We start from the raw sequence: 24,036 nt of genomic DNA, 5'->3' as shown, positions 1-24,036 counted from the left end.
CCGGTCAGCGGTCGAGTTGCAGGCGATGCCAGGAGCGCAGCGTCAGCAGGCAGAAGGTGACCGGCAGGCTCGCGGCGACTAGGAGTTGGACCGGGCCGACCGTGTCCGGTGCCAGTGCCCAAAGCGCCGGTGCCGCGGGTGGGAACCAGCCGCCGGTGGCGCCGGCGACGACGACGATCTGGGTGACGGCCATGAGGCCGACTGTCACGGCGATGGCGGGCAGTAGTCCGCGCCCGACGGTGGCCGCCCACGCCGCGGGGACGGCGAGCGCGGCGGTCATCACGGTCAGGGCGAGCAGCCGACAGAGGCCGGCCCACCCGTCAGCGCTGGGCAGATGTCCGATGGTGGCGAGGCCGACTGCGGTGACGGCGATGGTCACCGCGGTCGCGACGGCGCCGGCCCAGATCAAGTACACGATGAGTTTAGCCAGGGCGAGGGTGGGTCGGCTGATGGGGATGGCGAACAGGCCGGTGATGGTGCCGTCGGCGAACTCGCGGCCGAACATCCAGCTCAGTGCGACCCCGCAGGCCAGCAGCCCGGCAGCGGCGGTGACCTGCGTGGCGACGTTGAGCACGCCGGGCCAGCCGCCCGCGGCGGCGATCGGACCGAGTTTGGCCGTCAGCTGCGGGTTGCCGCCGGTCGCGGCGGCCGTGGTGGCGGCGGCGAGTGCGGCCACACCCGCGACGAGCAGTACTGCGGTGCTGGTCAGTACGCGTGACGCGGTTGCCTTGCGGGCTTCGACGGCGACGGCTGCCGCCAGCAAGCGCATGCTCATGACGTGCTCCGGTGGGTGTCGTCGGCGTGGACGAGGGCGAAGAAGGCGCGTTCGAGGTCGGCACCGTGCGGGTCGAGTGCGCCGATGACGCGGCCGCCGTTGATGACGGTGATCCGGTGGGCGACGCGGGCGACCTCGTCGAGGTGGTGGCTGGACACCAGGATGGCGGCTCCCGCGGCTGCGCGGCGCAGCAGTGCTTCGCGCAGTGCGATGACTCCGGCGGGGTCGAGGGCGTTGGTGGGCTCGTCGAGGACGATGACGTGCGGGTGGTGCTGCAGGGTGGCGGCCAGGCCGAGGCGCTGGCGGTTGCCCAGCGACATGCGACGGGCTCGCACGGTGGCGTAGGCCCCGAGGTTGAGCTCTGTCAGGACCGCCTCGACCTGTTGCGCGGCTTTGGCCTTCGGCACGGCGTGCAGGCGCGCCGCGAGCAGGAGGTTGGCTCGTCCGTCGAGTTCGGCGTAGGCGAGCGGTGCTTCGACCAGGTGACCCACCTGGGCCCAATCGGTCTCGGCCAGGGCGCAGCCGGCGATGCGGACGTCGCCTTCGTCCGGGCGCAGCATGCCCAGCAGCACCCGCATGAGCGTGGTCTTGCCCGCACCGTTGAGCCCGACCAGCGCGTGGATCTCGCCGGCGGCGACGTCGAGGTCGATGCCGCCGATTCCGGCGCCGCCCGGGAACCGGCGGGTCAGTCCGCGGGCTTCGATAAGCGCGCCGGTCATCGGCGGGCCTCGAGCGTGTCGAGGGCGGCGGACACCGCGTCGGCCAGGGCGGCGCCGTCACGCTGCGACCACCGCAGCAGCGCCGCGGTGATACCGGCCAGCACCGCGGCCGCCGCCACGCTCGCGGCGTCGGGATCGGCTCCGTCGCCGACGAGCTGCTCGACCAGGATCTGCTCGGTGGCGGCGTTGTTCGCGGCGATCGCGGCCCGCAGCGATGGGGTGGCCGCGGCGATGCGGACGCGGCGACGGACGTCGTCGCTTGCGGGTTCGGGCAGCCGGGCCCAGGCGGCGCGCAGTCCGCCTACGGCGCGGGTCAGTGGCGGCAGGCCGCGGGGTTGGGCGGCGACGGCGTCGGCGATCAGCGGGTCGTAGGGGTCCTCGACGACGAGCCGGTCCTTGGTGGCGAAGTGGCGGAAGAACGTCATCTCGGTGACCCCGGCGGCGCCGGCGATCTGCGCCGCGGTCGTCTGGTCGTAGCCCTGCCGTTCGAACAGGTCCAGGGCGCACTCCTGCAGCCGTGCACGCGTGCGGGCAAGCCGTCCGAGCCGTTGGTCGTTGTCGCTCACCACTAAATGTTAGCCACTAACATTTGTTCAGGGCAAGGGCGGTCGCGGGAGTGGCCAGCCTGAGCCAAGCAACCAGCCTTCTCGCCGCTACCATTGGCACCGGTGTGCCGGGAAGGCTGGTCGGCGTTGTCCGCATCGACCCCCGACCCGAAGGCCAGAGCATGCGCATCGGTTCACCGGATCGCCCATATCCTGGGTTCGCAGCCGCCGCAGTTGCTGCCACATGACGAACACCCTCGCCGTCACGGTGGTAGTCGGCGTCGTGCTGGGCTTGTGGTGCTGGGCAAGATTGCGGCTGCGGTGGCGGCTTCCCCGGCTGGCAATCGACGACAACGCTCGATCCATGATCAATTCAGTCGGCGAATGGCCAGCCGTACGCGTGATCGGGCTGGAACCGCCCCCGGGCGGTCGCCAACCTTCCTCCGGGCATGGTCAACAACCGGCCGTCGGTGTCATCTACATCGAGGTGACGGTCGTGCCGGCATGGCAGGCAGTCGCGAGCGTACGCGGCGAGATCGACCACGGGCATCACATCCTGGCTGTCCATGCACCCTCGGTCGCACCCGCCATCGCCGGAGTCCTACTCGCCATCCGCGACACCACCGAGCACGCGCCGACCGCCGAGTTCGCCTGGTCGCGGCACAGCCTCGCCCTCGAGGCAGCACACCTACTGGCGGACGGACACGGCCTGACCGCCGCCCGTGTCAGACACCTACTGGCAGTCGCCGAGCGTGATCCGGCTCGACGCCCCAAGGTCAGGTTGCGCTCTTGACTACTACGCGCTCAAGTACTGCACCAGGCCGTCGCGAGTAGAGACTGTAACGGTCCTGAACAGCGATAATGCCGACCAGCTCGTGCTCGACGGCTACGCCCGCCCCGACCTGGACCAGAACGCCGCCGCGCCGTCGGCCCATACCGCGCGGTGCTGCTCGCCCTGCTCTACCTACGCCACAACCTGGCCCAGGCGCAGCTGGCAGAACTGTTCGACAGCCACATCCAGGTCATCACACCTCAAGAACTGGCGGCTGCCAGCCACCGGCTACCACGGCCTGCTCGACCGACTCCCGGTGTACCTCGACACCATCACGGAGCTTGAGATCAACGGAGCCTCATGATCGCTGCCGAGTAACGGCCGTTTCGCTGCTCCTGCGCCGTCGTCGCCATGCCCATGTTGCGCGAGCCGACGGATGAGCTGTTGGCGGCGGCGCTCACGATCCCACCGGCCGCCACTGCGCAGGCTCCACAGTGCATACCGGCGAAGCGGGCGCGGGTATCCGCTTCAGGCCACGATCGCATCAGGGTCGCGCACCCGCAGCGCCAGTCCGGTGCCGTCACTGTGGACCGGTCCCATGGCATGCACGGCAACTACGGGCACTACGAGGACGGCCGGTGGCCCGAAGACCTGCTCGACGTCGACCCGGCCGGCGCGAACCGGGCGACGCCGCCGCGATGATCGGCTGGAACGGCTTTTGCCCGGACGGGATGTGAGACCTGCTCGACACGCCGTGTGGGAGTGGTGCGCCGACCACCACCACTCCACCTATTACCGGATTGCCCCGCGCGACAACCCGACCGGCCCGTCGCAGGGCACGACCCGGGCGCTGCGCGGGGGTTCCTACCTGTGCCACGACTCGTACTGCAACCGCTACCGCAACTCCGCCCGGTCCGCCGACACGCCTGACTCGTCCACCGGCAACACCGGCTTCAGGACTGTCGCAGGCGTCGCAAGCACCACGCCGTAAAGATCATTGTATTTCCTTTTTTGTCATCTGTTCAGCGTCGGAATCAGGTTCCCTGGCTTGGCCACAGACGGGGCGCAACCGCTCACCAAGGTCAGAAGTGCGGTTTTGAGGGCGTGCTGCGAGCGTCGCACCCGCCGGTCAGATGGTGTGGTCACCGTCACGGTCCTTTCCCGAACTGCCGGTCCGTACCCGTGCGTTAGCGGACATCCGCCGCGGATCTGTTCCTGGTGGCGTCATCGTAGCGAACGTAGCGTTCGTTTCCGAACGCAGTGTTCGGAAAGAAGGGGGCTACATGAACCGACTGCTGGGAAGGTCCCAGGCCGCAGTCACCGCCGCCATGATCGCGACCGGTGCGCATCACGTGTTCCGTCTGGGCACGGGGGTGCTACTTGCTGCGATCGCGCTCGCGCTGGTGCCGACTCTGCTTGCCGCGGCCTACCGGTGGCGTGCCAACCGGTGGGCGCTCGTCGCGTACCTGATCTACAACGCGTTCGTGATCTGGTCGTTCGGCGTTGTCGACGGGTTCCTCGACCATGTCCTCAAAGCGGTCGGTCTGTCGAATCTGACGTTCCTGCCCGGCGGTGACCAGCAGCAGGTGCCCACCGCCTTCGCCTTGTGGTCAACGCGGGCAACCGGGCTGTTCTACGAAGGCACCGGCGTCCTCACCGCGGTCGCCAGCGGGTTCGCCTTGTTCTACGCCTGGCGCATCGGCGTATTTCTGGTGCGCCGCTGGAAGAAGCCTGCGACGCACATCGCTGCCGGGTAGTCGCGACGGCTGCCCGGCAGCGAGGAAATCCCGCATCGGTAGGGCCGGCGGGCTTGAGAACAGCCCGCGGCCCTGCCGGAGTGCCGCAGGGGCACATGGCGGCCAGCAGCTGCTTGCAGGCGGCTTCGCAGTCTCGGCAGGCCTGCGCGCAGATACGGCAGTGCTCGTGCATGTCGGCGTGGCGCTCGCACTCTTCGGCGCACGACCGGCACGCCATCACGCAAGCCTCCAGCAGCGTGCGGCTGATGTTGGCGTCGTAGCCGGTGTGCCGCGACAGCACCCGCGCGGTCGCCGAGCAGATGTCGGCGCAGTCGAGGTTCGTGCGGATGCACTTGGCCAGCTCGGCGATCATCGGTTCGCTCAGGCAGGCGTCGGCGCACGCCGTGCACGCCTCACTGCACGCGATCAGCGAGTCGATCGCAGCGGCGAGTTGGCGCCGATCGAGGTTGATCTCCAGCGGGTAGGTTTCGAGCATGGGCATGGTCACGTTGGTCATCGTGGTCTCCCTCGGTTGCTACGCCAGCGGGTATACCCGTGCGCAGAGATCTCCATGCGGTCCAGGGGGAGCTTGACAGGGCCACCGCCGGTAGCCGATCTTCACCGCAGTAGGTCGGCGTGGGAAGGGTCATCGAGTGGGAGTGGGTGTGGCGGCTAGCATCTGGCGCATCTGCTCGATCTGCGCGTTCTGACTGGATTGGATCTTCTCCGCCAGCTGCTTGACCGCCGGGTTCGCTCCACCGGCGATCTCGGCTTTCGCCATGGCGACCGCGCCCTCGTGATGGGCGATCATCAGCTGCAGGAACATCTGGTCGAACTGCTCGCCGGTCATGTTCTGCATCTGGCCCATGTCGGGCATCGGGCCCATCGACGGCATCATGCCGTGGCCCATGGGCGGTGACATCGACGGCATCGCCATGCCGGGGCCCATCGACGGCACCGGTTTGCCCCACTGCTTCAGCCAGGTGCTCATCTGGTCGATCTCAGGCTGCTGCTCCTGCTCGATTGCCGCGGCGAGCTGTTTGACGTCGGCGCCGGCTGCTTTCTGGGCGGCCATGGCCGCCATCATGAGTGCCTGCTGGTGGTGGGGGATCATCTGCTGGAGGAACTGCACGTCGGTGTCGTTGAACTGCTGCGTCGGGCTCGGCTGCGCCACCGCTGGGACCTGTGGCGGCTGGGCGGTCTGCGTGCCTGCGCAGCCGGCTGAGGCGCCTGCGGCGATCAGTACTGCAGTCAGTGCTGCGGTGCGTACGGCGTGAGCCATGTCGGCCTCCCTGGGACGAGCCACCTCGACCACCGTAAGTCCGGAAAGACTTCGTTGTTGCCGGTTTGCGCCAGTCGCGAAACCGCGGGGTGGTGGCACGGTGCCGGCGTGTGTTCCGGCGCCGTGCCACGGTGCGGCAGTCAGGTCTTCGATGACAGGGCTGCCTGGTATCCCGCCGTGGTGATCGCCGCGGCGATGACGGCCGGGTCGACGGTGTCGTCGGCGGTCACGACGGTGCGGCCTCTGCGGACGCTGGTCTCGGCGCGCTGCACGCCGACGACCTCCTCTTCGAGGGTTTCGTCGATGAGGATCCCGCAGCTGGCGCAGTGCATCCCGGTGACGGTGAAGACGTGCGTGGCGCTCATGAGGACGGCTCCGTGACGGTCAGGCGGCCGGTGTACATGCCCATGCCGCACGAGTAGGCCAACCGCCCGGGTTCGAGCACGCCGAAGTCGATGCGGGTGTCGCCGTTGATGGGGAGGATCTCGTCGATGGCCAGGCTGGGGATGACGAACGATCGCACGCAGCCGGTCGCCTTGTCCGACCGGACGATCAGGGTGGTGGGCAGGCCTGCGGCGACTTCGAGGTCGTCGGGGGCGTAGGCGCCACGAACAGGGTCTGCGACATTACCCGGCACCGCAGTAACGAGGCGCCATGTACGTCGCCGCCGACGGCCAACCGGCCGGTGTCGTCGCCGTCGCCGACCCGATCCGCGACCAGGCCCGCACCGCGATCACCGATCTGCACGAAGCCGGTGTCCGCACGGTGATGCTCACCGGCGACCAGCGTTCCACCGCCGAAGCAGTAGCCCGGCAACTGGGCATCGACACCGTCATCGCCGAGGTGCTGCCCGAAGACAAAGCCAGCCACATCGACCGGCTGCAGCAGTCGGGGGCGAAGGTCGCGATGGTCGGCGACGGCGTCAACGACGCACCCGCCCTGGCCAAAGCGGACATCGGCGTCGCGATCGGCGCGGGCACCGACGTCGCCGTCGAAACCGCCGACGTCGTACTGATCCGCGACAACCCCGCCGACGTCGGCTACGCCCTGCGCATCGCGCGCGCCGTCCGCAAGAAGATCAAGCAGAATCTGTTCTGGGCCGCGATCTACAACCTGCTCGCGATCCCGGTCGCCGCCGGTGTGCTCTACCCGAGCCTGGGTCTGCTGCTGCGTCCGGAGTGGGCGGCGCTGCTGATGAGCGCCTCAACGATCATCGTCACCTTCAACGCTCTGCTGCTGCGCCGTCATCGTCCGGCTGCCTCGCCGACTCCGGCGACCGCCGTATCCGCCTGAGGCGAGCACCGGTCGCCGCCGGTTACCCACCCGCCAGCGCGGGCGGGTGGGTAACCGGCGGCGACTTGCTCAGGCGCGATCCGATGCGGACGGAATACAGACCTGGCGGCAGGCGGTGCGCCTACAGTCGTGGCACCGGGTGTGCGGGCTACTGCGGGCGCGGGGCGCGTCGATCGCGGCGGCGTTCCAGCTCATCATCATCGACATAGGTGAGCATGGGCTGGCCGGGAACCATGTGCATGACGACCACGAACCGGCTCGTCGCGTCGGGCAGGTTGTTGGCGTCCTGGTAGTGGATGACGTCTCCACCGGGCTCGAAGAACGCATCACCGGCCTTGACGACACGCTCGGGCTCGCCTTCGAGCTCGAAGAGCATCTCACCCTCGATCATGTATCCGAAGATCGGGCCGGAGTGCTTGTGCGGCGGCAGACCCTTGCCGCCGGGCGGAATCTCCACCAGCAAAGTCATGACCTCGACCGGCTGGGCGACGTCAGACAGCTGTTTGCCGAACAGCGGAGTCAGCACCGAGGTGCTGCGGTTTTCTACGGTGGTCATACTGCTCACCTCCACCTGGGCGACACGGTGGTTCGCTCGCCAGCCTCGGCCGGGTCCTGCTTGACCCGGCTTGAATGAGTCTGGCGACAGCGGGACGTGCTCGGCTTAGCGCACCTCAGCTCGCCGCGACTCTGCGCTTCAACCGCCTGCAGCCTCCGTCGGCCCCGGCCGGAGCAGGATGCCCCTTCCGCTAGATGTAGCACTCACGAGCGTTGTTGACACCAGGCCTTGAGCAAAAGAAGACCGCTGGCGGGGTATGAGTTGGCTGACGCCCACCACCGACCTGAGGTCCTCGTGCACCATCGTAACGCCCGCCTGACCTGCACGGACGCCGCCTGCTCATCACTCGCGTCGTCCACGACCGCCGGCCAGCCACCCACGTCGTCAAAGAACTGGGCCGCTCCCGCGCCACCGGCTACAAATGACTGGCCTGCTGGCGGGCCGAAGGCGGCGCCGGCCACGCCGACCGCCCCAGCGCCGCCCACCGGCTGCCCGCGCAAGACCACCGCCGAACCCCGCAGGCTGCACTGTCAGGTCCTGCACGTCGCCGCCCGCATCACGCGCCGCGCGCGACAGGTCCATCTGCGCATCCACGCGACCTGGCCATGGGCATTCGAGCTGGCCACCGCGTTCGCCCGCCTGGCGGCACTACCCAGACCTGTGACCTGATCAAGCTATTCATCCAGCAGTCCTGCGACTGGCTACAAAGAGACCCGGCCCATGCCGGGCTGAGCATTCACGCGACCAGCCGCAATCGACAGATCTCACCGCGCGAGCTGACTCAGGCCAAGATCCGAAACTTCATGAATGAGCGAAGCTAGTGTTCTGCTGCTGTTCATAAGCGGTCCGTACGATCGGCGACCGAGATCACCAGAACGGGGCGCGGGCAGGCCATGACGAACGAACGGACCAGTGGCGACGGGCCTACGCCAACCCGATCGGGGAAATCGCCGGGCCGCCCGCCGGGTCGGTACGCGAGGTGGCGCTGCTGTTCCTCAAGCTCGGGGTGATCGCGTTCGGTGGTCCCGCCGCGCACACCGCGATGATGCGCGACGAGATCGTGCGCCGCCGAGGCTGGGTGACCGACGAGCGGTTCGTCGACCTGATGGGCGCCACCAACCTGATCCCAGGCCCCAACTCCACCGAACTTGCCATCCACCTGGGCTTCGACCGGGCCCGCCGGCGCGGCCTGATCGCGGCCGGAATCTGCTTCATCCTCCCGGCCGCGCTCATCGTCACCGGCCTGGCCTGGGCGTACGTCACCTACGGCGACACCCCGGCCGTGGAAGGGCTGCTCTACGGGATCGTCCCAGCAGTGATCGCGATCATCGCCCACGCCCTGTTCGCCCTGCTGCGCACCGCGGTCAAAAGCGTGTGGCTCGGCCTGCTCGCCGCCGCCGGCCTGGCGGCATACCTGCTCGGCGTCAACGAACTGCTCATCCTCGCCACCGGCGCGGTGCTCGCCGCCGCCGCACACCTGATCCGCCACCCACTCCGGCCCCGGATCGGCGCCTGGATCGGCGTGCCGATGCTCGGCGGGCAGCCGCTGATTCCCGACCCGACCGGCAACCAGCTCTGGACCCTGTTCCTGACCATGTTCAAGATCGGATCGGTGCTGTACGGCAGCGGCTACGTGCTGCTGGCGTTCCTGCAAGGCGACTTCGTCGCCCGGCTGCACTGGATCACCCAGCAGCAGCTCATCGACGCGGTCTCCATAGGCCAGGTCACCCCCGGGCCGGTGTTCACCACCGCTACCTTCATCGGCTACCTCGTCGCCGGACCCGCCGGCGCGCTCGTCGCCACCGTAGCGATCTTCCTGCCCTCGTTCGTGTTCGTCGGTCTGCTCACCAAGCTCACCGACCGGCTGCGCGCCTCGCCGTGGACCTCGGCCCTGCTCGACGGCGTCAACGCCACGGCGCTGGCGCTGATGGCCGGGGTGTCCTACCAGTTGGCGCGGACCTCGATCATCGACCCGCTCGCCGCCGCCATCGCCGCGTTCACCCTGCTGCTGTTGTGGAAGACCAAGCTCAACAACGCCTGGTATATCGCCGCAGGTGCCGCCATCGGCCTGGGCCACACCCTGCTCACCTGACCATAGGACACCCGAGCCCGACGCGATCGGCGTGCTCGAAGGCCTGCGGGCAACCGAGGTCCTGGTCAATCAGGTCGGGTTACTGCACGATCTGCGCGCCGCGCAGACCGCCCGGCGTAGCTGACCGCAGCACCCTCGACCGGGCGGGCGCGGCAGCGGAGATTCCATCTCCCGTGCTCGTCGACACGCCCGACTCGGCAACACGATCCCGCCCATGGGCCTGGGCCTGGTCCGGTCCTGCGGTCGGTGCCGCGGCAGCCGGACCACCCGACCCCGCCTTGCCGAAGATCGCTACCATCCCTGCCGTGACCAAACCACCACCGCCCTGGGACGGCGGGGCATACCGAGGCTGGATGAGCCTTTTGACCATCGCGTGCGCCCTCGCGGCGGCGATATGGCTGACCAGTCTCGCCGACAGTGTCGAACTGCTGGGATCGGCCCGGCAGCGCTGGAAGGGCTACGGCTACGGGTTGATGGTCTTGTGCGTGGCCGCGGTGGTGCTCGGCGCTGTGCTGCACGCTGGCTGGGCCCGCAAAGCGGGGCGGTCGCTAGCCCAGGGCTGGCGCAACACTGCCCTGGTCCTGGTTCACCTCGCCGTGGTGGGTCTGGTGGCATGGTTCGTGGGACCCGGCATCAAGGGTGGATTCTCGGCCCCTGGCGGTAACTGGTACTTCATCTGGCTCACGACGATCGTGTTGTCGGTGGCGTGGGCCGGCAGCCGTGGATCCTTCTTCCGCCCGGCGGCCCCGGCAGCGGACGCTGCGCCGAACCCGAGCGTGGCATCGGCGGCCACGCCGCGGCTGTTCTCCCGAAACGCGGTCTTGCACGTCGGCCTCAGCTGGGCTGTCACCTCGCTGCCACTCATCGGGGCGGCGGCGATCGCAGCGGCGAGCAGCCGCTGACGCCGCACGGGTGCGGTCCCCCGTACATCGAGCTGGACGTGCACCTGAGGGAGCAGTACTACGGGTCGCCCATCACCTGGCCGATCGGCGTACGCGCTGGGTCTCGATCCCGCGGCGGTCCGTGCTCTCACCCTCCCGCTGTCCGCCGTGCTGAACCTCCATGCCCCGTTCGCAGACAGCGGCTCGACGTCCTATTACGGGCGAAAGTCCTGGCCTAGGCGGACCGGAGACCCTTCCGGCACGGGTGCCGCGGTCGTCGAATGAGCATGCAGGCATCACCCGGAGGGAGAAGATCATGACCGCATTGATGCCGCGGCTGTTCGGCGATTTCACCGACTGGCTGGAGAGCGACCGTCCCCTGCTGCCCGGGCATGTCATCCGCTTGGAGGACTCGCTGACCGACCAGGAGTACCGGATCCGGGCGGAGCTGCCCGGCATGGACCCGGACAAGGACATCCAGGTCTCCGTGGACGGCGCGGTGCTCAGCATCCACGCCGAGCGCCGGTACGAGGAGCAGGTCAAGGGCCGCTCGGAGTTCCGGTACGGGATGTTGCAGCGTGCCGTGCGGCTTCCGGGCAACGCCGATGCCGACAACATCAAGGCTTCCTACGACAAGGGCATCCTCGAAGTCGTCGTGCCGCTGAGGTCCGCCGAAGCCGCCGGTCGGCAGATCCCGATCGCGGGGAGCTGACCTGCCGGCCCGGCAGGGCGCGGTGTGACCGGTGCCGTGCCCTGCCGCCACAAATGGCGACCTGCGGCGGACCTGCGCATCGCGGTCCGTCATCGGCAAAGGGGAGAAGGCGATGGTCACCCGTAGGGCGGTGCTGGCAGACGCGGCGCTGTCAGCCGCGGGTCTGGCCGGGTGCACCGGCCATGCCAGTCCGACGGTGGCGCCGGACGGGCGGCAGGTGCGCGAGGCCGAGCTGGCCCGGCACCCGGGGACGGTGCGCGAGTTCCGGTTGGAGGCGGTGGACGCCGAGGTCGATCTGGGCGGTCCGGTGGTGCGCCGTGGTGCTACGGCGGGCGCGTGCCCGGTGCGGTGATCCGGTTGGACGCCGGTGATCAGCTCCGGGTGGACGTGTCGAACCGGCTGCGCGCTGACACCAGCGTGCACTGGCATGGTGTGGCGCTGCGTAACGACGGTGACCCTCGGTGACGGCGTGTTCCCGCTGGTGGCGCTGGCGGAGGGCAAGGACGCGGCCGCGTATGCCGTGCTCCGCACCGGCGGCGGACGGCCGCCGCCGGTGTCGGTGCGCCCGGCCGAGCTGGACCGGCGTGTCCTCGGATACGACACCTTGGTCCCGGCCGCATCCGTCGCGCTTCCCGAGCGTCGCGAGGACCGTGTGGTCCGGTTGAGCCTGACCGGCGGCATGATGGGTTACGACTGGCGCATCGACGGAGCGCGCTTCGACCACACGTCCGTGGCGCACGTCGTCGCCGCTGGACAGCGGGTCCGCCTCGACTACGTCAACGACACCAGGATGTTCCATCCGATGCACCTGCACGGGCACACCTTCGCACTGGGCGGCCCGTCCGGTTCCCGCAAGGACACCGCGCTGGTGCTGCCCGGCAGGACGGTCTCGACGTGGTTCGACGCCGACAGCCCCGGGCGCTGGATGGTCCACTGCCACAACGCCTACCACGCCGAAGCCGGCATGATGACCCTGCTCGGTTACCAGGCTTGACCGACCTTCGCGGATCGGTCCCGGTACGGCGCGGGGGCCGCGCGACGCGGTGTCGACCGGCGGGGTGCCAGGCGGCAGACCGCCATGCCGGCGGCCTGCCGCAGCCGGGTCGGCCTGCTCCGTCCTGCGGGACCGGGCCTCGGAAGGCGGAGGCAGGCGGCTCCTGTCCCTGAAATGCCGGTCCGGGCCGGGCGGGTCAGCCAGTCATCTGCCGGGCGAGCACGCCTAGGCCCATGACGACGACGAACCAGCCGAAGGCGCGTCGTAGCAGTGCCGGGTCGATTCGGCCGGCCAGCCTGCTCCCGGCGAGGCTGCCGAGCACGGCGATCGCGGTAACGGCGGCGGTCAGCGGCCAGTCGATCGTCACGGTGTGCAGGTATCCGGCCAGTCCGGCGGTGGACTTCATGGCGATGACCAGCAGCGAGGTGCCCACGGCGACGGGCATGGGCAACCCGCCGAGCAGGACCAGCGCGGGGACGACCAGGAACCCGCCGCCGGCTCCGACCAGCCCGGTGGCCAGGCCGACCGCGGCCCCCTCGGCGAGGATCTTCACGACGGGAAGGCGGCTGCCGGGCACCGGTTCGGCCGCGGCGCTGTCGCGGCGGGTGCGCAGCATCGCGACCGCGGTGACCAGCATCATGGCCGCGAACGCGATGAGCAGGACGCTGCCGGGGATGTGCCCGGCAGCGCGCCCGCCGAAGTAGGCGCCGGCCATGCCGGCCGTCCCGAACAGCACTCCGGTGCGCCACCGGACCCGGCCGGCGCGGGCGTGCGGGATCAGGGCGACCGCGCTGGTGGCACCGACCACGACCAGGGACATGGCGATCGCCGGCTTGGGGTCGACCTCGGCGAGGTAGACCAGGACCGGGACGGTCAGGATCGAACCTCCGCCGCCGAGCAGGCCCAGCATGAGACCGATGAGGACCGAGGCTGCCAGGACCAGGCCCGCGACCGCGGTCACCGGTGTGCTCCGGCGCTCATACGGCCGGGCGCCGACGCGGCCGCGCCGCCGCGCCGGTTGTAGGGAATCCGGGACAGTGCCATGCCCATGGCGCAGGTGTCGGTGAGCGCCGCGAACACCAGCCCCGCGCCGATGAAACCGGCGACGTAGCGGGCAGCGGGAAGCCAGACGCTGGCGATGATCGAGACGAGAACGATGCCACCGGCGACAAGTCGAACCTGGCGCTCAAGGCTCCAGCGCTGCCGACCGCGCACGACCGGCCCTCCGGCGGCGAGCCACGCGTTGAGCCCGCCGGTGAGCACCCGGCTGCCGCGCAGCCCGGCGGCGTCCAGTTTCGTTTGACACTGCCGGGCCCGGTTGCCGGACTGGCAGGCGATGACCACCGTGGTGCCGGCGGCGACCGTGACGTGAGGCAGCTGCGCGTCGAACTGGTCGAGGGGCAGGTTGACGGAGCCCTCGATGTGGGCCGTCTCGTACTCGCCGGGTGTGCGCACGTCGAGGAGCAGGACGTCAGGGCTGCTCCCGAGAAGAGCACGGGCTGAGATGACGTCGATGGCGGATGCGGTGTGGGACATGACTGGACTTCCTCTGTTCACGGGATGGTCGAGGTATACGGAGCGGAATCCGGCCCGACGCAGGCTGGCGCGTGACGCGGCCCGGGTCAGGCGTCGAGGGCGGATATCAGGTCGGGCACGCCCGCGCCGTCGAGCACGACCGGCCGGTAGCCCTCGCGCAGCAGCACGGTCGCGGCGATGGCGGCGCGACGGCCGGAACCGCAGGCCACGAACACGGGCCGATCGCGATCAAGTTCGGCGGGGATGCCGCCGGTTAGCAGGTCGGGCAGGAAGCGGTGCACCGCGCCGGCCAGCGCGGCGGCGGCGTGCTCGCCGGGCATCCGCACGTCGAGCACCTGCTCGCGGTCGGCTGCCGCGCGGCGGGTGAACTCGGCCAGGTTCAGGGCGGGAAAGTGCGCGGTGGCCCGGTCGGTGAGGTCGTATACGACGCCGGTGACTGCGTCGGCGCCGATCCGCGCCAGCTGGGTGACGGCCTCGGCGACGTCCTGGCCACGCTCGGCGACCAGGGCGATCGGCTCGCCGTGGGGCAGCAGCCAGCCGGTCCACGAGCCGAAGTCGGCGCTGAGCTCGATGCCGAGCGAACCGGGCAGGTGCCCGGCCGCCATCGTGGCGCGCGGACGGATGTCGACCACGTGCGCCGCTTCGGGCAGCCGGTCGAGGTCCAGCTCCGGCACCGCCAGTGCGGGCATGGGCGGCACGCCGAGCGTGTTGGCCGGCCCCATGTGCCGGTAGAACGCGGGGATCGGCATCGGCGCGGCCAGCAGCCGGTCGGCGAACTCCTCCGGCCCGCCCACGGCCAGCAGCGGGTTGGTGTCGATCTCGTCGCCGACGGTGGAGGTGAACCGGCCCGCTCCCGTGGCGGTGCAGAACGAGCCCTCGCCGTGGGTGGGCAGCAGTTCGACCCCGCGCGGCAGCCCGGCCAGCCGGTGCAGCGAGCCGTACTGCAGCCGGGCCAGCGAACGTGCCCGGGCGGGGCCGAGCAGGTCGGGGCGCCCGGCCGAGGCGACCAGCAGGCTGCCGCCGGAGAAGACCGCCACCGGTTCGCCGTCGATCAGCACCAGGTAGCTGGTGTGCTCGGGCGTGTGGCCGGGTGTGTGGATCGGGCGCAGGCTCAGACCGTGCCCGCCCTTGATGTCCTCCAGGTGGAACGCCGGGGTGTGCGGGTACGCCGGAGCCGCCGCGGCGGGCAGCACGAGTTGCGCCCCGGTGCGCAGCGCGGCCTGTTCGGCGCCGGACACGTAGTCGTTGTGCAGGTGCGTCTCCAGCACGAACCGCAGGTCCACGTCGCGTTCGGCGGCGGTGTCGAGGAAGCGGTCGATGTCGCGCTGCGGGTCGACGAGCACTCCCTGCCCCTCGTGGACGAGCAGGTAGGTCTGGTCGCCCAGGCCGGGCGTGCGGAACGAGACGATCTCCATGACAGGTTTCACCTCTCTCAAATGATACCCCCGGGGGTATTACATGATTACAAAACGGTGTTTCATATACCCCCGGGGGTATACGGCGAGCCGAAAAACGCCGCCACCCGGTGGGGCAGGTGGCGGCTACTTGATCAGGCGAGTGCCAGGAACAGCTTCTCCAGCTCCTCCTCGGTCATCGGCGGCTCCTCGCCCCGCTCGCGAGCGCGCTGGCAGTGGCGCATACCGGAGGCGACGAGCTTGAAGCCGGCCCGGTCCAGGGCCCGGGACACGGCGGCGAGCTGGGTGAGCACCTTCTCGCACTCCTCACCCTCCTCGATCATCGAGATCACGGAGGCGAGCTGGCCCTGGGCCCGCTTGAGGCGGTTGAGGCCATCTCCGGCGAGCGCTTCGTTCAACTGCATGACCCGAAGGTACCCCCGGGGGTATGGGCGCGGCAAGCCGTGTGGCTCACGCCACCGGTCGGACGGCTCGGCGGCGGATGGCGGCAACCTGCAGCTGGTGGCAACGTGGTTGTAGGCGCCTTCAGCGGAGGCCGTGGCGTTCACGAGGCGACAAGCCTGATCAGGTCACTGCCGGCGAGCATGCCTATGGGGCTGCCAGCACCCCGACACGGCATCCCTGCGCGTCCGCGACCGCCAGATGGCGGAACCCGCCGTCGAGCATCTGCCGCACCGCGTCGTCCAGGGCCAGTGCCGAGGGCGCTGAGCTACCGGACTGCATCACCTCGACCGCTGGCCGCCGTGACCAGCCACAACGTCGCGCCGTCACTGGCAACGGCACCGGCGGTGACGCGCTAGCCCACCTGCTGTAGGTCACCGCGCCACGGCGGATGCGGCGGGTCAACCGGCCTGGCTGACCACGGACCATGGTCCCTGCCTGCCACGGCGCGACCGTGGCAGCGTGGGAGGCGAGGTGGGATATCTCATGATTCTGACCTGGCGCGATGCGCTGTCCACGACCCTGCTGGGCGCGGCAGCGGCGACCTACGGCTTTTACGGCCCGAGCATCCTGCAGGTGAAGCCGGTAGCCGCGGGCGTACTTGTCCTCGGCGCGGTGACGGCGGCGATCGAACACAGCAGGCTGCTGCTGGAACGCCCGCGCAAACCGACGCTGGTCGCAGGTTTCGTCCTCGCCACGGCCGGCCTGGTTGCCGCAGTGACGGCATCGGTCACCGGCGAAGTGGCCGCGCTGGTGGTAGCGGCCGCCTGCGTCGTCGCGCTGTGGCTGCTGGCGCTCACCCGTCACATGATCGCAGGGCGGGTGAGCGACCGTGAACTGCGGCAGTTCCTGAACCGTCAACGAATCCGCGACCGGCCCACATGACGGCAGCAGACCCTTGCGCGCCAGCCGGGCCGTATTCGCCCAAGGCAGCCACAAGCGCAGCCGGGCCGGCGCAGGATCTCATCATGACCACCGCACGTGCACGAGGCTGTACGCCAATCCGGCTGGCACCTGCTCCGGGTGCCACATCAGCGCCATGGTGACGCTCCGGTTCCTGGGCGCCGCCGAGACGGTGACCGGCAGCAAATTCCTGCTCACCACTACCGCGGGCGGCAGGCTGCTGGTCGACTGCGGCATGTTTCAGGGCGAACGCGAACTGCGCCGCCGCAACTGGCAGAGCCCTGCCGGGCTGGACCAGCCGCCGGATGCGGTCGTGCTCAGCCACGCCCACCTCGACCACTGCGGCTGGCTGCCACGCCTGGTCCGCCAAGGGTTCACCGGGCCGGTCTACTGCTCGCCATGGACGGCCGAGCTCGCCCCGATCGTCCTGCGCGACGCCGCACACCTGCAGGAAGAGGACGCCGCTTTCGCCGCCCGGCACGGCTACAGCCGCCACCGCACGCCGCTGCCGCTGTTCGACACCGCGGACGCCGACCAAGCGATCAAGCTGCTGCGGCCGGTGCCGTTCGGGCACCGCCGGCACACACCCGCCGGAGTCGACGTCACACTGCACCGCGCCGGGCACATCCTCGGCTCGTCGACCGTGCACGCGGCCGCCGACGGCCGCTCGGCGCTGTTCTCCGGCGACCTCGGGCGCAGCGACCATCCGCTGCTCAACCCGCCGGAAGCAGCACCTGGGTCGGACGCGGTCGTCGTCGAGTCGACCTACGGCGACCAGACGCACCCGCCGCGCCGCCTGGAAGACCTCGCCGACCCGATCAGACGTGCCCTGAGCCGCGGCGGCGTCGCGCTCATCCCGGCGTTCGCCGTCGATCGGACCCCGGTGCTGCTGATGGCCCTGCGTCAGCTGGTCCGTGACGGGTACCTTCCGCCCGTGCCGGTTTTCGTCGACAGCCCCATGGCGCTGGCCGCACTCGACGTCTACCGCAAGGCCGTCACCGAAGGCGGACCTGAGATCCGCGACGAGGTCCGGGCGCAGGCCGGTGACCCGTTCGACCCAGGCGAACTGAGAATGATCCACACGCCGGAGGAGTCGAAGAAGATCAACCAGCCGGCGTACCCGTGCGTGATCATCTCCGCTTCGGGGATGGCCACCGGCGGCAGAGTCGTGCACCACCTGCAGCAACTGGCACCGAACCCCCGCAACCTGATTCTGCTGCCCGGATTCCAGGTCGCCGGCACCCGCGGCCGGGCGCTGCTGGACGGCGCCCGATCACTGAAGATGTACGGCGGCTACGTCCCCGTCCGGGCTGAGGTCGTCGGCCTGCCCGAGTTCTCCGCTCACGCTGACGCCCGCGATCTACTGACCTGGCTGAGCAGCGCACCACGACCACCAGCCACCTGCTACGTCGTACACGGCGAACCGCACGCCGCAGCCACCCTCGCCGAAAAGGCCGACGCCGAACTCGGCTGGTGCACCGTAGTGGCCCGACCCGACGAACAGGTGGTGGTCTGACCGGACTCGGCCAGCTGCCACACGAGGGACTACGCGGCCCGCTACCGGGCACTGGCCGGGCTCCGAAACCACCACCGATGCCGGTGCTCGTCGTGCCGCACCACTGCACTTGACGGTCCTGGCTGCGCCGGGCGCAACTGCTGTACCTGCATGCGCCTGATCTTCGTCCTGGCTGCGTAGGGCGGATTGCATGAATGCGGCTCGCCTGACGCGGCCGTCGGACCCGGCCATACTGGGCAAGTAGGCCCTGGGGACGACAGCCCATCGGTTGGAGGAATGATGAGCGGTGGTCAGCCGCCTCTCAACGACGTCGCCGCCGCCGACCGCCTGGCCGCAGCAGCCGCGGCCGCAGCGCAGGCGCCGTCGATTCACAACACCCAACCGTGGCGATGGCGCATCGGCAGCCGCACCGCAGACCTGTACCTCGAACCGAGTCGCCTGCTACCCGCAACCGACCCCGACCGCAGGCTGGCGACGCTCAGCTGCGGCACCGCCCTGCACCACGTCCAGGTCGCGCTCGCGGCAGCGGGGACCGCAGCCGAAGTGCAACTCCTTCCCCAGCCGGACGACTCACTCCACCTAGCCAAGATCACCGTCACCGATCACGCAGAACCGATGCCGAACGCCCAGCGGCTCCGCGAGGCGATCGACATCCGGCACACCGACAGGCGCCCTCCCCAGCAGCAGCCCCTGCCTGCCACGGTCATCCCGCTGCTGCAAACGACCGCTGCGAACCACCTCAGCGGACTGCAACCACTCGACCGCAGCAAGGTACTTGACCTCGCCGCGGCGGTCTCCCAAGCTCAGGCCGACGAGACGAGCGACCCCGCGATCCGTCACGAGCGGGACACGTGGACCGGCACCGACCGGCGCAGCGGGACGGGAGTACCCGACGCGGACATCCCCACCGGGCCGACCTCGACAGCGGTCCCCACCCGCGACTTCGGCCACATCGGCACGCTGCCCGTCAACGAGCAGCACGACGACGCCGCCACTTACGCCATCCTGTACGGATTCGCCGATGACCCGCGTGCGTGGCTACGCGCCGGACAAGCCCTGTCCGACATCTGGCTCGCCACCACCGCCATGGACATCGCGCTGCTGCCGCTGTCGGCCGCGGTCGAGACTCCCGGCACCCGACAACTGGTCAACCGACTGCTCGAGCACATCGGATACGCGCAGATCGCCGTGCGGCTCGCCATGCCCGACCGTGCACAAGGCGCCGCGCCGCGCACACCCCGCCTGCCGGCCGCGGAGATCATCGAGCGCGTGTGACCTGCTCGAAGAACCCACGCATCGACAAGCGTGCACCATAGTGCCGCGAAGACCTTCGGTAGAAGCGCTATGTGCCGGTCCGGGCCGAGGGCGTCAACCACGCACCGGTGTGTTGCCGATGTGGCTGGCCTGGCTGGCCAGCGTCGTACGGTGCTCGGGTCGTCCGGCGTCGCACCGGGCTCATCGCACCGGGGCGATCGTGATGCACGGGCGATCGTGATGCACAGCGTCACCGGGCTGCTGACCACGAGCTGGCAGCTGGTACGTGAATACCTGCCCGCAGGAACGTCGGCCACAGCCCGGGTGCGGCACGCCTGAGCGGCGCTCAGGCCGCCCGCCCGAGTGCCGGAAGGTGGTTGGCGAACCAGGCGCGGGCCAGCGCGGCGGCGGCCTGCAGGGTGCCGGGCTCCTCGAACAGGTGGGTCGCTCCGGGCACCACCGACAGGCGGTGCTCGCATCGCAGCATCGCGGCGGCGGCCTGGTTGAGCTGCAGCACCACGGTGTCCAGACCACCCACGACGAGCAGGGTCGGCGCCTGCACGTGGCTCAGCCGGGGCGCGGCGAGGTCTGGGCGGCCGCCGCGGGACACCACAGCGGCGATGCCGGCGTCGGGCTCGGCGGCGGCCCACAGTGCGGCCGCGGCGCCGGTGCTGGCGCCGAACAGGCCCACCGGCAGTTGCGCGGTGGCGGGCCGGTCGCGGAGCCAGGCCAGGGTGCCGCCGAGCCGGGCGGCGAGCAGCTCGATGTCGAACACGTTGCCACGGTCGGCCTCCTCCTGTGGCGTGAGCAGGTCGAACAGCAGGGTGCCCAGGCCGGCGCCGTTGAGGAAGGCGGCGACGTAGCGGTTGCGGGGGCTGTGGCGGCTGCTGCCACTGCCGTGGACGAACACCACCAGCCCGCCGGCATCGGCGGGTAACGTGAGCCGGCCTGCCAGGCGTGTGTCGCCTGCCATGACGGTGACGTCGGTGTCCAGGGCCGGCGGGTCGCAGACATCCCCGGGCGGATCGTCGGGCGTGGCCGGTGACCCGGCGGGCTGGTCTGCGGCCTGCTGGAGCAATGCCGCGACCTGGTCGTCGGTGGTGGCGCGGAAGTCGTCGTAGAACTGGCCGACCGCAGCGAAGTAGGCGGGAATTTCCACGCAGACCACGTCGTCGGCGACGTGGGACAGCTGCTCCACGGCCGACGGCGAGGCGACCGGCACGGCGAGCACCACCCGTGCGGCGCCGTGGGCGCGGGCCACCTCGCAGGCTGCGCGGGCGGTCGCCCCGGTGGCGATGCCGTCGTCGACGATCACCGCGGTCCGCCCGTCCAGCGGGACGCGGGAGCGCAGCCCGCGGAAGCGGCGGACCCGGTCGTCGACCTCGGCTCGTTCGTGCCGTTCGACGGCGGCCAGCTCGCGCTCGCCGACGCGGGCCGCGCGAAGGACGTCGGTGTTGAGCACGAGCGCGCCGTCTTCCCCGACGGCGCCCATGGCGACCTCGGGCTGGAACGGGACACCGAGCTTGCGCACCACGATGACGTCCAGCGGCGCGCCCAGCACGCGGGCGACCTCGGCGGCCACGGGCACGCCCCCGCGGGGCAGGCCGAGCACGACCAGATCCGTCCCGCGCAGGTGCTCCAGCCGCCGGGCCAGCCGCCGGCCGGCGTCGACGCGATGGCGAAACGACATCGGTCCCACCTCACCGCCACCTGGATTCGTCACCGTCCAGTGTCCTGCTCGCACCGCGGTAGCGGCCCGGGAATAGATGAGCATCAACGAAATCGCCGTGGTCCATACCCGCCGAGCCGTACGACCTGGCTGGGAGGCGAGTGTTGCCGCACGGGCTGGCCGGGCGGTGGCGCGGTCCTCCGCGGTCGCCTCCCGACGCGGTGGGAACCCGGTGATCTGACCCGGGACGACGCGTCGGGCGAGACCATGTGGGAAACGGCCAGGGGTGGACGATGAGCCAGCCGACAGGCCGCGACGGAGTGCCGCCACTGACACCAGAGGAGTGGAGATGCCCGACGACATCGAGACGATCGTCCGCACCGCGCTGCATGAGGTCGCTCCCGACGCCGACCTGTCCGCGCTTCACCCGGACGCGGACCTGCGCGAGACCCTCGGGCTGGACTCGGTGGACTTCCTGCGCCTGGTCGAACTACTGTCCACCCGCACCGGCCACCGCATCGACGAGGAGGACTATCCGTGTCTGACGACGCTGGCCGGCGCGGTGTCGTTCCTGACCTGGCCCCCGCGTCGATAACGCAGCTGACTCACCAACCGGCTGCGGGTCGTCATCGCCGGTTGTTCATCGCTGGTCGAAGCCGGCACCGTCAGCGGACGTCGCAGTCCGTGTCGGAGCCAACCCGTGCGAACGTCCACCGCCGGTGTGGCTTGGGCGAGATCATGGCAGGGGAGGTGAACCGGTGGACGGTCCTGTCGTGGTCGGAGTCGACTGGTCCGCGCACTCGAACTACGCCGTGCGGCTGGCCGCGGCGCAGGCACGACGACGCCGACGCCCGCTGCGGATCGTGCACGCCGCAGGTGCCGATGGCGACCTGGCGCTGCGCGCTGAGGACCTCAGGCTCGAGGATGCCGCGCGTCTCGCGGGCGAGACCGCGCCCGGGATCGACGTGAGCACGGCGACCGTCGCCGCGGAACCGGCGGCTGTCCTCATCCAGGAGGGCCGCGACGCAGAGCTGGTGGTGGTCGGCGACCGCGGGCTGGGCGGGTTCACCGGCCTGCTGATGGGCTCGGTGGCGCTGCACGTGGCCACACGCTGCCCGCAGCCCGTGCTGGTCGCTCGCGGCGAAGAGCACCCGCGTGGCCAGGTCGTGCTCGGCGTCGACGGAAGTCCCGGATCGGCGCGCGCGGTGGAGGCCGCGTTCACCGAAGCGGCGCTGCGCAGTTCGGACCTGTATGCGGCACACGCGTGGACCGGCCCGCCACCGGCCGGCCCCGGCGACCTGCTGCCCCTGGCCTATGAGGACGACGAGATCGAGGACCAGGAACGCCGCCTGCTGGCCGAGGCGCTGTCAGGCATGCGGGAGCGGTTCCCGGATGTCACCGTGCGGGAAGTGGTGGTCAGGGGGCGCACCGCACGCTCGCTGGTGCACCTGAGCGAGACGGCACTGCTGATGGTGGTGGGCAGGCGCGGCCGCGGCGGCCTCACCGGACTGCTGCTGGGCTCGGTGAGCCAGCAGTTGCTGCACCACAGTGCGTGTCCGGTGCTCATCGTGCCGACGGATGTCGATCAGGACGAGGCCATTGCCCCGCCGCCCGGGTAGCGCCGGTCGGATCGCGGTGGTTCATCGGCGGTCCTTTGAGGATGTCGCCGCCCACCGTGGTCTACGCCGCTGCCGGTAGGGGTGGCCTGACAATCTACCGTCCGCCCAACGAAGGGACCGTCCATGGACAAATCGTCGTTGACGGCATTGGCGACCCAGCTCATGGACGCCGCCCGCGGCTCATCCAGCGGGCGCAGCGTGCAGACGGTCTACGGCGGACACGCTCGCATACTGCGTCAGAGCATATTGGCCCTGCGTGCCGGCGAATCCCTGGCCGAACACGAAAGCCCAGGCGACGTCACCCTGTACGTGATGCAGGGGCGAGTGCGCCTTGCCACCCGGGTTGCCTCAGCTGAGGGCGTCACCGGTGATCCGCTGATCGTGCTGGACAGCCGTCATCGAATTGCTTCGTGGATACTCCGGCCTTCAGGCCGGAGAGGAAACGAAACCCCTGCGCAGCAGGACAGGCACAGCCGATCCGCAGCCAAGGCGGACCGGCGTCCACCCGCACCCCGCCGCAGGCTTACCGAGCGCCCAGATAGGATGCGAGCCGTGGCCAGGACGGTGAAGCGGGCGTTCAAATACCGCTTCTACCCGACCGACGTACAGGCCACGCAGCTGTCGCGCACGTTCGGGTGCGTCCGGCTGGTCTACAACATCGCCTTGGCCGCCCGGTCCGAGGCGTGGACCCTGCGCCGGGAGCGGATCGGCTACAACGCGACCTCGGCGCTGCTGACCGGCTGGAAGAAGACCGACGAGCTGGCGTTTCTCAACGAGGTCTCGTCCGTGCCGTTGCAGCAGGCGCTGCGGCACCTGCAGACCGCATTCGGCAACTTCTGGGCCAGACGCGCGAAGCATCCGAGCTTCAAGTCGAAGAGGCGTTCGCGCCGGTCGGCGGAGTACACCGCCAGCGCGTTCCGGTGGCGCGACGGTCGTCTCACCTTGGCGAAGATGACCGAACCCCTCGACGTCGTGTGGTCGCGGCCGCTGCCGGCAGGCTGTACGCCCTCGACGGTGACCGTGTCGCAGGATGCGGCCGGACGCTGGTACGTGTCCCTGCTCTGCGACGACGTGATCACGCCGACCGCGGCATCTGGCGCGGTGGGTGTCGACGTCGGCCTCGACAGCCTGCTGACCCTGTCCACCGGCGAGAAGACCACCAACCCGCGGCATGAACGCGCCGACCGGCGGCGGCTGGCCCGCGCCCAGCGTGACCTGGCCCGCAAGCAGAAAGGCTCGGCCAACCGCGCCAAGGCCCGGACCAGGGTCGCCCGGATCCATGCCCGCATCGCCGACCGGCGGCGTGATCACCTGCACCAGCTGACG

The 24,036-nt window shown here is 70.2% G+C and carries 29 protein-coding genes and 2 pseudogenes; 17 read left to right on the top strand and 14 right to left on the bottom strand.

Annotation, left to right across the window (positions count from 1 at the left end; genetic code table 11):
- Window positions 1–4 precede the first annotated feature (4 nt).
- From Cco03nite_RS11515 to Cco03nite_RS11505, 3 genes are read right to left on the bottom strand one after another with little or no spacing between them, the layout of a single operon-like run.
- The gene (locus Cco03nite_RS11515; RefSeq protein WP_203692043.1) at window positions 5–775 is read right to left on the bottom strand and encodes an ABC transporter permease; all 771 of its coding nucleotides are present in this window, start codon (window positions 773–775) and stop codon (window positions 5–7) included.
- A complete protein-coding gene (locus tag Cco03nite_RS42835) occupies window positions 772–1,494 on the bottom strand; it encodes an ABC transporter ATP-binding protein (RefSeq protein WP_203692042.1) in 723 nt (240 codons plus the stop codon). Before Cco03nite_RS42835 ends, Cco03nite_RS11515 begins: the two co-directional genes overlap by 4 nt.
- The gene (locus Cco03nite_RS11505; RefSeq protein WP_203692041.1) at window positions 1,491–2,060 is read right to left on the bottom strand and encodes a TetR/AcrR family transcriptional regulator; all 570 of its coding nucleotides are present in this window, start codon (window positions 2,058–2,060) and stop codon (window positions 1,491–1,493) included. The genes Cco03nite_RS42835 and Cco03nite_RS11505 overlap by 4 nt, the downstream gene beginning before the upstream one ends.
- 223 nt (window positions 2,061–2,283) lie before the next feature.
- Between Cco03nite_RS11505 and Cco03nite_RS11500 the strand changes: the two genes are divergently transcribed.
- The 3 genes from Cco03nite_RS11500 (at window position 2,284) to Cco03nite_RS11490 (ending at window position 4,568) form a co-directional block, all read left to right on the top strand.
- Window positions 2,284–2,832 carry a hypothetical protein gene (locus Cco03nite_RS11500; protein ID WP_203692040.1) on the top strand — a complete coding sequence of 183 codons (549 nt, stop codon included), beginning with the start codon at window positions 2,284–2,286 and terminating at the stop codon, window positions 2,830–2,832.
- Window positions 2,833–3,544: 712 nt separating this feature from the next.
- Window positions 3,545–3,802, top strand: coding sequence for a formylglycine-generating enzyme family protein (locus Cco03nite_RS42310; RefSeq protein ID WP_239167300.1), 258 nt, complete (start codon window positions 3,545–3,547; stop codon window positions 3,800–3,802).
- A 292-nt stretch (window positions 3,803–4,094) separates the two neighbouring features.
- Entirely contained in the window at window positions 4,095–4,568 is a 474-nt protein-coding gene (locus Cco03nite_RS11490; protein WP_203692039.1) for a hypothetical protein, read from the top strand.
- Here the strand turns inward: Cco03nite_RS11490 and Cco03nite_RS11485 are convergent.
- The 4 genes from Cco03nite_RS11485 to Cco03nite_RS11470 form a co-directional block, all read right to left on the bottom strand.
- Complete coding sequence (locus Cco03nite_RS11485; protein ID WP_239167299.1) at window positions 4,465–5,064, bottom strand: four-helix bundle copper-binding protein; 600 nt, start codon at window positions 5,062–5,064, stop codon at window positions 4,465–4,467. The two genes, Cco03nite_RS11490 and Cco03nite_RS11485, sit on opposite strands and share 104 nt — an antisense overlap.
- A gap of 129 nt (window positions 5,065–5,193) precedes the next feature.
- On the bottom strand, window positions 5,194–5,829 hold the full coding sequence (locus tag Cco03nite_RS11480) for a DUF305 domain-containing protein (RefSeq protein WP_203692038.1): 636 nt from the start codon (window positions 5,827–5,829) through the stop codon (window positions 5,194–5,196).
- A gap of 140 nt (window positions 5,830–5,969) precedes the next feature.
- Window positions 5,970–6,194, bottom strand: coding sequence for a cation transporter (locus tag Cco03nite_RS11475; RefSeq protein ID WP_203692037.1), 225 nt, complete (start codon window positions 6,192–6,194; stop codon window positions 5,970–5,972).
- A complete protein-coding gene (locus Cco03nite_RS11470) occupies window positions 6,191–6,466 on the bottom strand; it encodes a cupredoxin domain-containing protein (RefSeq protein WP_203692036.1) in 276 nt (91 codons plus the stop codon). Before Cco03nite_RS11470 ends, Cco03nite_RS11475 begins: the two co-directional genes overlap by 4 nt.
- Window positions 6,467–6,483: 17 nt before the next feature.
- Between Cco03nite_RS11470 and Cco03nite_RS11465 the strand changes: the two genes are divergently transcribed.
- Window positions 6,484–7,122, top strand: a complete 639-nt coding sequence (locus tag Cco03nite_RS11465; RefSeq protein ID WP_203692035.1) for an HAD-IC family P-type ATPase — start codon at window positions 6,484–6,486, stop codon at window positions 7,120–7,122.
- Between the two features lie 148 nt (window positions 7,123–7,270).
- On the opposite strand, the gene Cco03nite_RS11460 is transcribed toward Cco03nite_RS11465, so the two are convergent.
- Window positions 7,271–7,678 carry a cupin domain-containing protein gene (locus tag Cco03nite_RS11460; protein WP_239167315.1) on the bottom strand — a complete coding sequence of 136 codons (408 nt, stop codon included), beginning with the start codon at window positions 7,676–7,678 and terminating at the stop codon, window positions 7,271–7,273.
- A 294-nt stretch (window positions 7,679–7,972) separates the two neighbouring features.
- Between Cco03nite_RS11460 and Cco03nite_RS43250 the strand changes: the two are divergent.
- From Cco03nite_RS43250 to Cco03nite_RS11420, 7 genes and pseudogenes are all read left to right on the top strand, one after another.
- Window positions 7,973–8,172 (top strand): annotated as a pseudogene (locus tag Cco03nite_RS43250) (leucine zipper domain-containing protein); the annotation flags it as partial.
- Between the two features lie 485 nt (window positions 8,173–8,657).
- A complete protein-coding gene (gene chrA, locus Cco03nite_RS11445; RefSeq protein ID WP_203692033.1) occupies window positions 8,658–9,770 on the top strand; it encodes a chromate efflux transporter in 1,113 nt (370 codons plus the stop codon).
- Between the two features lie 353 nt (window positions 9,771–10,123).
- Window positions 10,124–10,672: a hypothetical protein gene (locus Cco03nite_RS11440; RefSeq protein WP_203692032.1), complete on the top strand. Its 549-nt coding sequence runs from the start codon at window positions 10,124–10,126 to the stop codon at window positions 10,670–10,672.
- A gap of 295 nt (window positions 10,673–10,967) precedes the next feature.
- Window positions 10,968–11,363 carry an Hsp20/alpha crystallin family protein gene (locus tag Cco03nite_RS11435; RefSeq protein WP_203692031.1) on the top strand — a complete coding sequence of 132 codons (396 nt, stop codon included), beginning with the start codon at window positions 10,968–10,970 and terminating at the stop codon, window positions 11,361–11,363.
- A 112-nt stretch (window positions 11,364–11,475) separates the two neighbouring features.
- Complete coding sequence (locus Cco03nite_RS11430) at window positions 11,476–11,715, top strand: hypothetical protein (protein ID WP_203692030.1); 240 nt, start codon at window positions 11,476–11,478, stop codon at window positions 11,713–11,715.
- Window positions 11,700–11,828 carry a multicopper oxidase domain-containing protein gene (locus Cco03nite_RS43130; protein ID WP_203692029.1) on the top strand — a complete coding sequence of 43 codons (129 nt, stop codon included), beginning with the start codon at window positions 11,700–11,702 and terminating at the stop codon, window positions 11,826–11,828. Before Cco03nite_RS11430 ends, Cco03nite_RS43130 begins: the two co-directional genes overlap by 16 nt.
- Window positions 11,815–12,357 carry a multicopper oxidase domain-containing protein gene (locus Cco03nite_RS11420; RefSeq protein ID WP_203692028.1) on the top strand — a complete coding sequence of 181 codons (543 nt, stop codon included), beginning with the start codon at window positions 11,815–11,817 and terminating at the stop codon, window positions 12,355–12,357. The genes Cco03nite_RS43130 and Cco03nite_RS11420 overlap by 14 nt, the downstream gene beginning before the upstream one ends.
- 196 nt (window positions 12,358–12,553) lie before the next feature.
- On the opposite strand, the gene Cco03nite_RS11415 is transcribed toward Cco03nite_RS11420, so the two are convergent.
- The 4 genes from Cco03nite_RS11415 to Cco03nite_RS11400 form a co-directional block, all read right to left on the bottom strand.
- Window positions 12,554–13,318, bottom strand: a complete 765-nt coding sequence (locus Cco03nite_RS11415) for a sulfite exporter TauE/SafE family protein (protein ID WP_203692027.1) — start codon at window positions 13,316–13,318, stop codon at window positions 12,554–12,556.
- Entirely contained in the window at window positions 13,315–13,893 is a 579-nt protein-coding gene (locus Cco03nite_RS11410) for a rhodanese-like domain-containing protein (RefSeq protein WP_203692026.1), read from the bottom strand. The genes Cco03nite_RS11415 and Cco03nite_RS11410 overlap by 4 nt, the downstream gene beginning before the upstream one ends.
- 86 nt (window positions 13,894–13,979) lie before the next feature.
- The gene (locus tag Cco03nite_RS11405) at window positions 13,980–15,308 is read right to left on the bottom strand and encodes an MBL fold metallo-hydrolase (protein ID WP_203692025.1); all 1,329 of its coding nucleotides are present in this window, start codon (window positions 15,306–15,308) and stop codon (window positions 13,980–13,982) included.
- 134 nt (window positions 15,309–15,442) lie between these two features.
- Complete coding sequence (locus Cco03nite_RS11400; protein ID WP_203692024.1) at window positions 15,443–15,712, bottom strand: metal-sensitive transcriptional regulator; 270 nt, start codon at window positions 15,710–15,712, stop codon at window positions 15,443–15,445.
- A 523-nt stretch (window positions 15,713–16,235) separates the two neighbouring features.
- Between Cco03nite_RS11400 and Cco03nite_RS11395 the strand changes: the two genes are divergently transcribed.
- The 3 genes from Cco03nite_RS11395 to Cco03nite_RS11385 all read left to right on the top strand — a co-directional run bounded on the left by Cco03nite_RS11395 (window position 16,236) and on the right by Cco03nite_RS11385 (window position 19,443).
- On the top strand, window positions 16,236–16,634 hold the full coding sequence (locus tag Cco03nite_RS11395; protein ID WP_203692023.1) for a hypothetical protein: 399 nt from the start codon (window positions 16,236–16,238) through the stop codon (window positions 16,632–16,634).
- Between the two features lie 154 nt (window positions 16,635–16,788).
- Entirely contained in the window at window positions 16,789–18,168 is a 1,380-nt protein-coding gene (locus Cco03nite_RS11390) for an MBL fold metallo-hydrolase RNA specificity domain-containing protein (RefSeq protein ID WP_203692022.1), read from the top strand.
- Window positions 18,169–18,447: 279 nt separating this feature from the next.
- Window positions 18,448–19,443, top strand: a complete 996-nt coding sequence (locus Cco03nite_RS11385) for an Acg family FMN-binding oxidoreductase (RefSeq protein ID WP_203692021.1) — start codon at window positions 18,448–18,450, stop codon at window positions 19,441–19,443.
- Window positions 19,444–19,768: 325 nt separating this feature from the next.
- Here the strand turns inward: Cco03nite_RS11385 and Cco03nite_RS42305 are convergent, their stop codons facing one another.
- Both Cco03nite_RS42305 and Cco03nite_RS42300 read right to left on the bottom strand, forming a co-directional pair.
- Complete coding sequence (locus Cco03nite_RS42305) at window positions 19,769–20,395, bottom strand: dienelactone hydrolase family protein (protein ID WP_373314228.1); 627 nt, start codon at window positions 20,393–20,395, stop codon at window positions 19,769–19,771.
- A gap of 87 nt (window positions 20,396–20,482) precedes the next feature.
- Window positions 20,483–21,112 (bottom strand): annotated as a pseudogene (locus tag Cco03nite_RS42300) (phosphoribosyltransferase); the annotation flags it as partial.
- A 328-nt stretch (window positions 21,113–21,440) separates the two neighbouring features.
- On the opposite strand from Cco03nite_RS42300, the gene Cco03nite_RS11375 reads away from it, so the two are divergent.
- The 3 genes from Cco03nite_RS11375 to Cco03nite_RS11365 all read left to right on the top strand — a co-directional run.
- A complete protein-coding gene (locus Cco03nite_RS11375) occupies window positions 21,441–21,686 on the top strand; it encodes an acyl carrier protein (RefSeq protein WP_203692019.1) in 246 nt (81 codons plus the stop codon).
- Window positions 21,687–21,864: 178 nt separating this feature from the next.
- The gene (locus Cco03nite_RS11370; RefSeq protein WP_239167298.1) at window positions 21,865–22,710 is read left to right on the top strand and encodes a universal stress protein; all 846 of its coding nucleotides are present in this window, start codon (window positions 21,865–21,867) and stop codon (window positions 22,708–22,710) included.
- 552 nt (window positions 22,711–23,262) lie between these two features.
- A partial coding sequence (locus tag Cco03nite_RS11365) for an RNA-guided endonuclease InsQ/TnpB family protein (RefSeq protein WP_203692017.1) occupies window positions 23,263–24,036 on the top strand: 774 nt, incomplete at its 3' end.

The organism is Catellatospora coxensis (assembly GCF_016862635.1).
Taxonomy (GTDB): Bacteria; Actinomycetota; Actinomycetes; order Mycobacteriales; family Micromonosporaceae; genus Catellatospora; species Catellatospora coxensis.
The sequence above is the reverse complement of the archived record's forward strand: the minus strand, read 5'-3'. Positions and strand labels throughout refer to the sequence as shown.

Coding starts and splice junctions, on each gene's coding strand:
- Cco03nite_RS11515 (WP_203692043.1), bottom strand. CDS start 775: ATGAGCATGCGCTTGCTGGCGGCAGCCGTCGCCGTCGAAGCCCGCAAG.
- Cco03nite_RS42835 (WP_203692042.1), bottom strand. CDS start 1,494: ATGACCGGCGCGCTTATCGAAGCCCGCGGACTGACCCGCCGGTTCCCG.
- Cco03nite_RS11500 (WP_203692040.1), top strand. CDS start 2,284: ATGACGAACACCCTCGCCGTCACGGTGGTAGTCGGCGTCGTGCTGGGC.
- Cco03nite_RS11490 (WP_203692039.1), top strand. CDS start 4,095: ATGAACCGACTGCTGGGAAGGTCCCAGGCCGCAGTCACCGCCGCCATG.
- Cco03nite_RS11485 (WP_239167299.1), bottom strand. CDS start 5,064: ATGACCAACGTGACCATGCCCATGCTCGAAACCTACCCGCTGGAGATC.
- Cco03nite_RS11480 (WP_203692038.1), bottom strand. CDS start 5,829: ATGGCTCACGCCGTACGCACCGCAGCACTGACTGCAGTACTGATCGCC.
- Cco03nite_RS11475 (WP_203692037.1), bottom strand. CDS start 6,194: ATGAGCGCCACGCACGTCTTCACCGTCACCGGGATGCACTGCGCCAGC.
- Cco03nite_RS11465 (WP_203692035.1), top strand. CDS start 6,484: ATGTACGTCGCCGCCGACGGCCAACCGGCCGGTGTCGTCGCCGTCGCC.
- Cco03nite_RS11460 (WP_239167315.1), bottom strand. CDS start 7,678: ATGACCACCGTAGAAAACCGCAGCACCTCGGTGCTGACTCCGCTGTTC.
- Cco03nite_RS11440 (WP_203692032.1), top strand. CDS start 10,124: ATGAGCCTTTTGACCATCGCGTGCGCCCTCGCGGCGGCGATATGGCTG.
- Cco03nite_RS11435 (WP_203692031.1), top strand. CDS start 10,968: ATGACCGCATTGATGCCGCGGCTGTTCGGCGATTTCACCGACTGGCTG.
- Cco03nite_RS11430 (WP_203692030.1), top strand. CDS start 11,476: ATGGTCACCCGTAGGGCGGTGCTGGCAGACGCGGCGCTGTCAGCCGCG.
- Cco03nite_RS11410 (WP_203692026.1), bottom strand. CDS start 13,893: ATGTCCCACACCGCATCCGCCATCGACGTCATCTCAGCCCGTGCTCTT.
- Cco03nite_RS11405 (WP_203692025.1), bottom strand. CDS start 15,308: ATGGAGATCGTCTCGTTCCGCACGCCCGGCCTGGGCGACCAGACCTAC.
- Cco03nite_RS11400 (WP_203692024.1), bottom strand. CDS start 15,712: ATGCAGTTGAACGAAGCGCTCGCCGGAGATGGCCTCAACCGCCTCAAG.
- Cco03nite_RS11395 (WP_203692023.1), top strand. CDS start 16,236: ATGATTCTGACCTGGCGCGATGCGCTGTCCACGACCCTGCTGGGCGCG.
- Cco03nite_RS11390 (WP_203692022.1), top strand. CDS start 16,789: ATGGTGACGCTCCGGTTCCTGGGCGCCGCCGAGACGGTGACCGGCAGC.
- Cco03nite_RS11385 (WP_203692021.1), top strand. CDS start 18,448: ATGAGCGGTGGTCAGCCGCCTCTCAACGACGTCGCCGCCGCCGACCGC.
- Cco03nite_RS42305 (WP_373314228.1), bottom strand. CDS start 20,395: ATGGCAGGCGACACACGCCTGGCAGGCCGGCTCACGTTACCCGCCGAT.
- Cco03nite_RS11375 (WP_203692019.1), top strand. CDS start 21,441: ATGCCCGACGACATCGAGACGATCGTCCGCACCGCGCTGCATGAGGTC.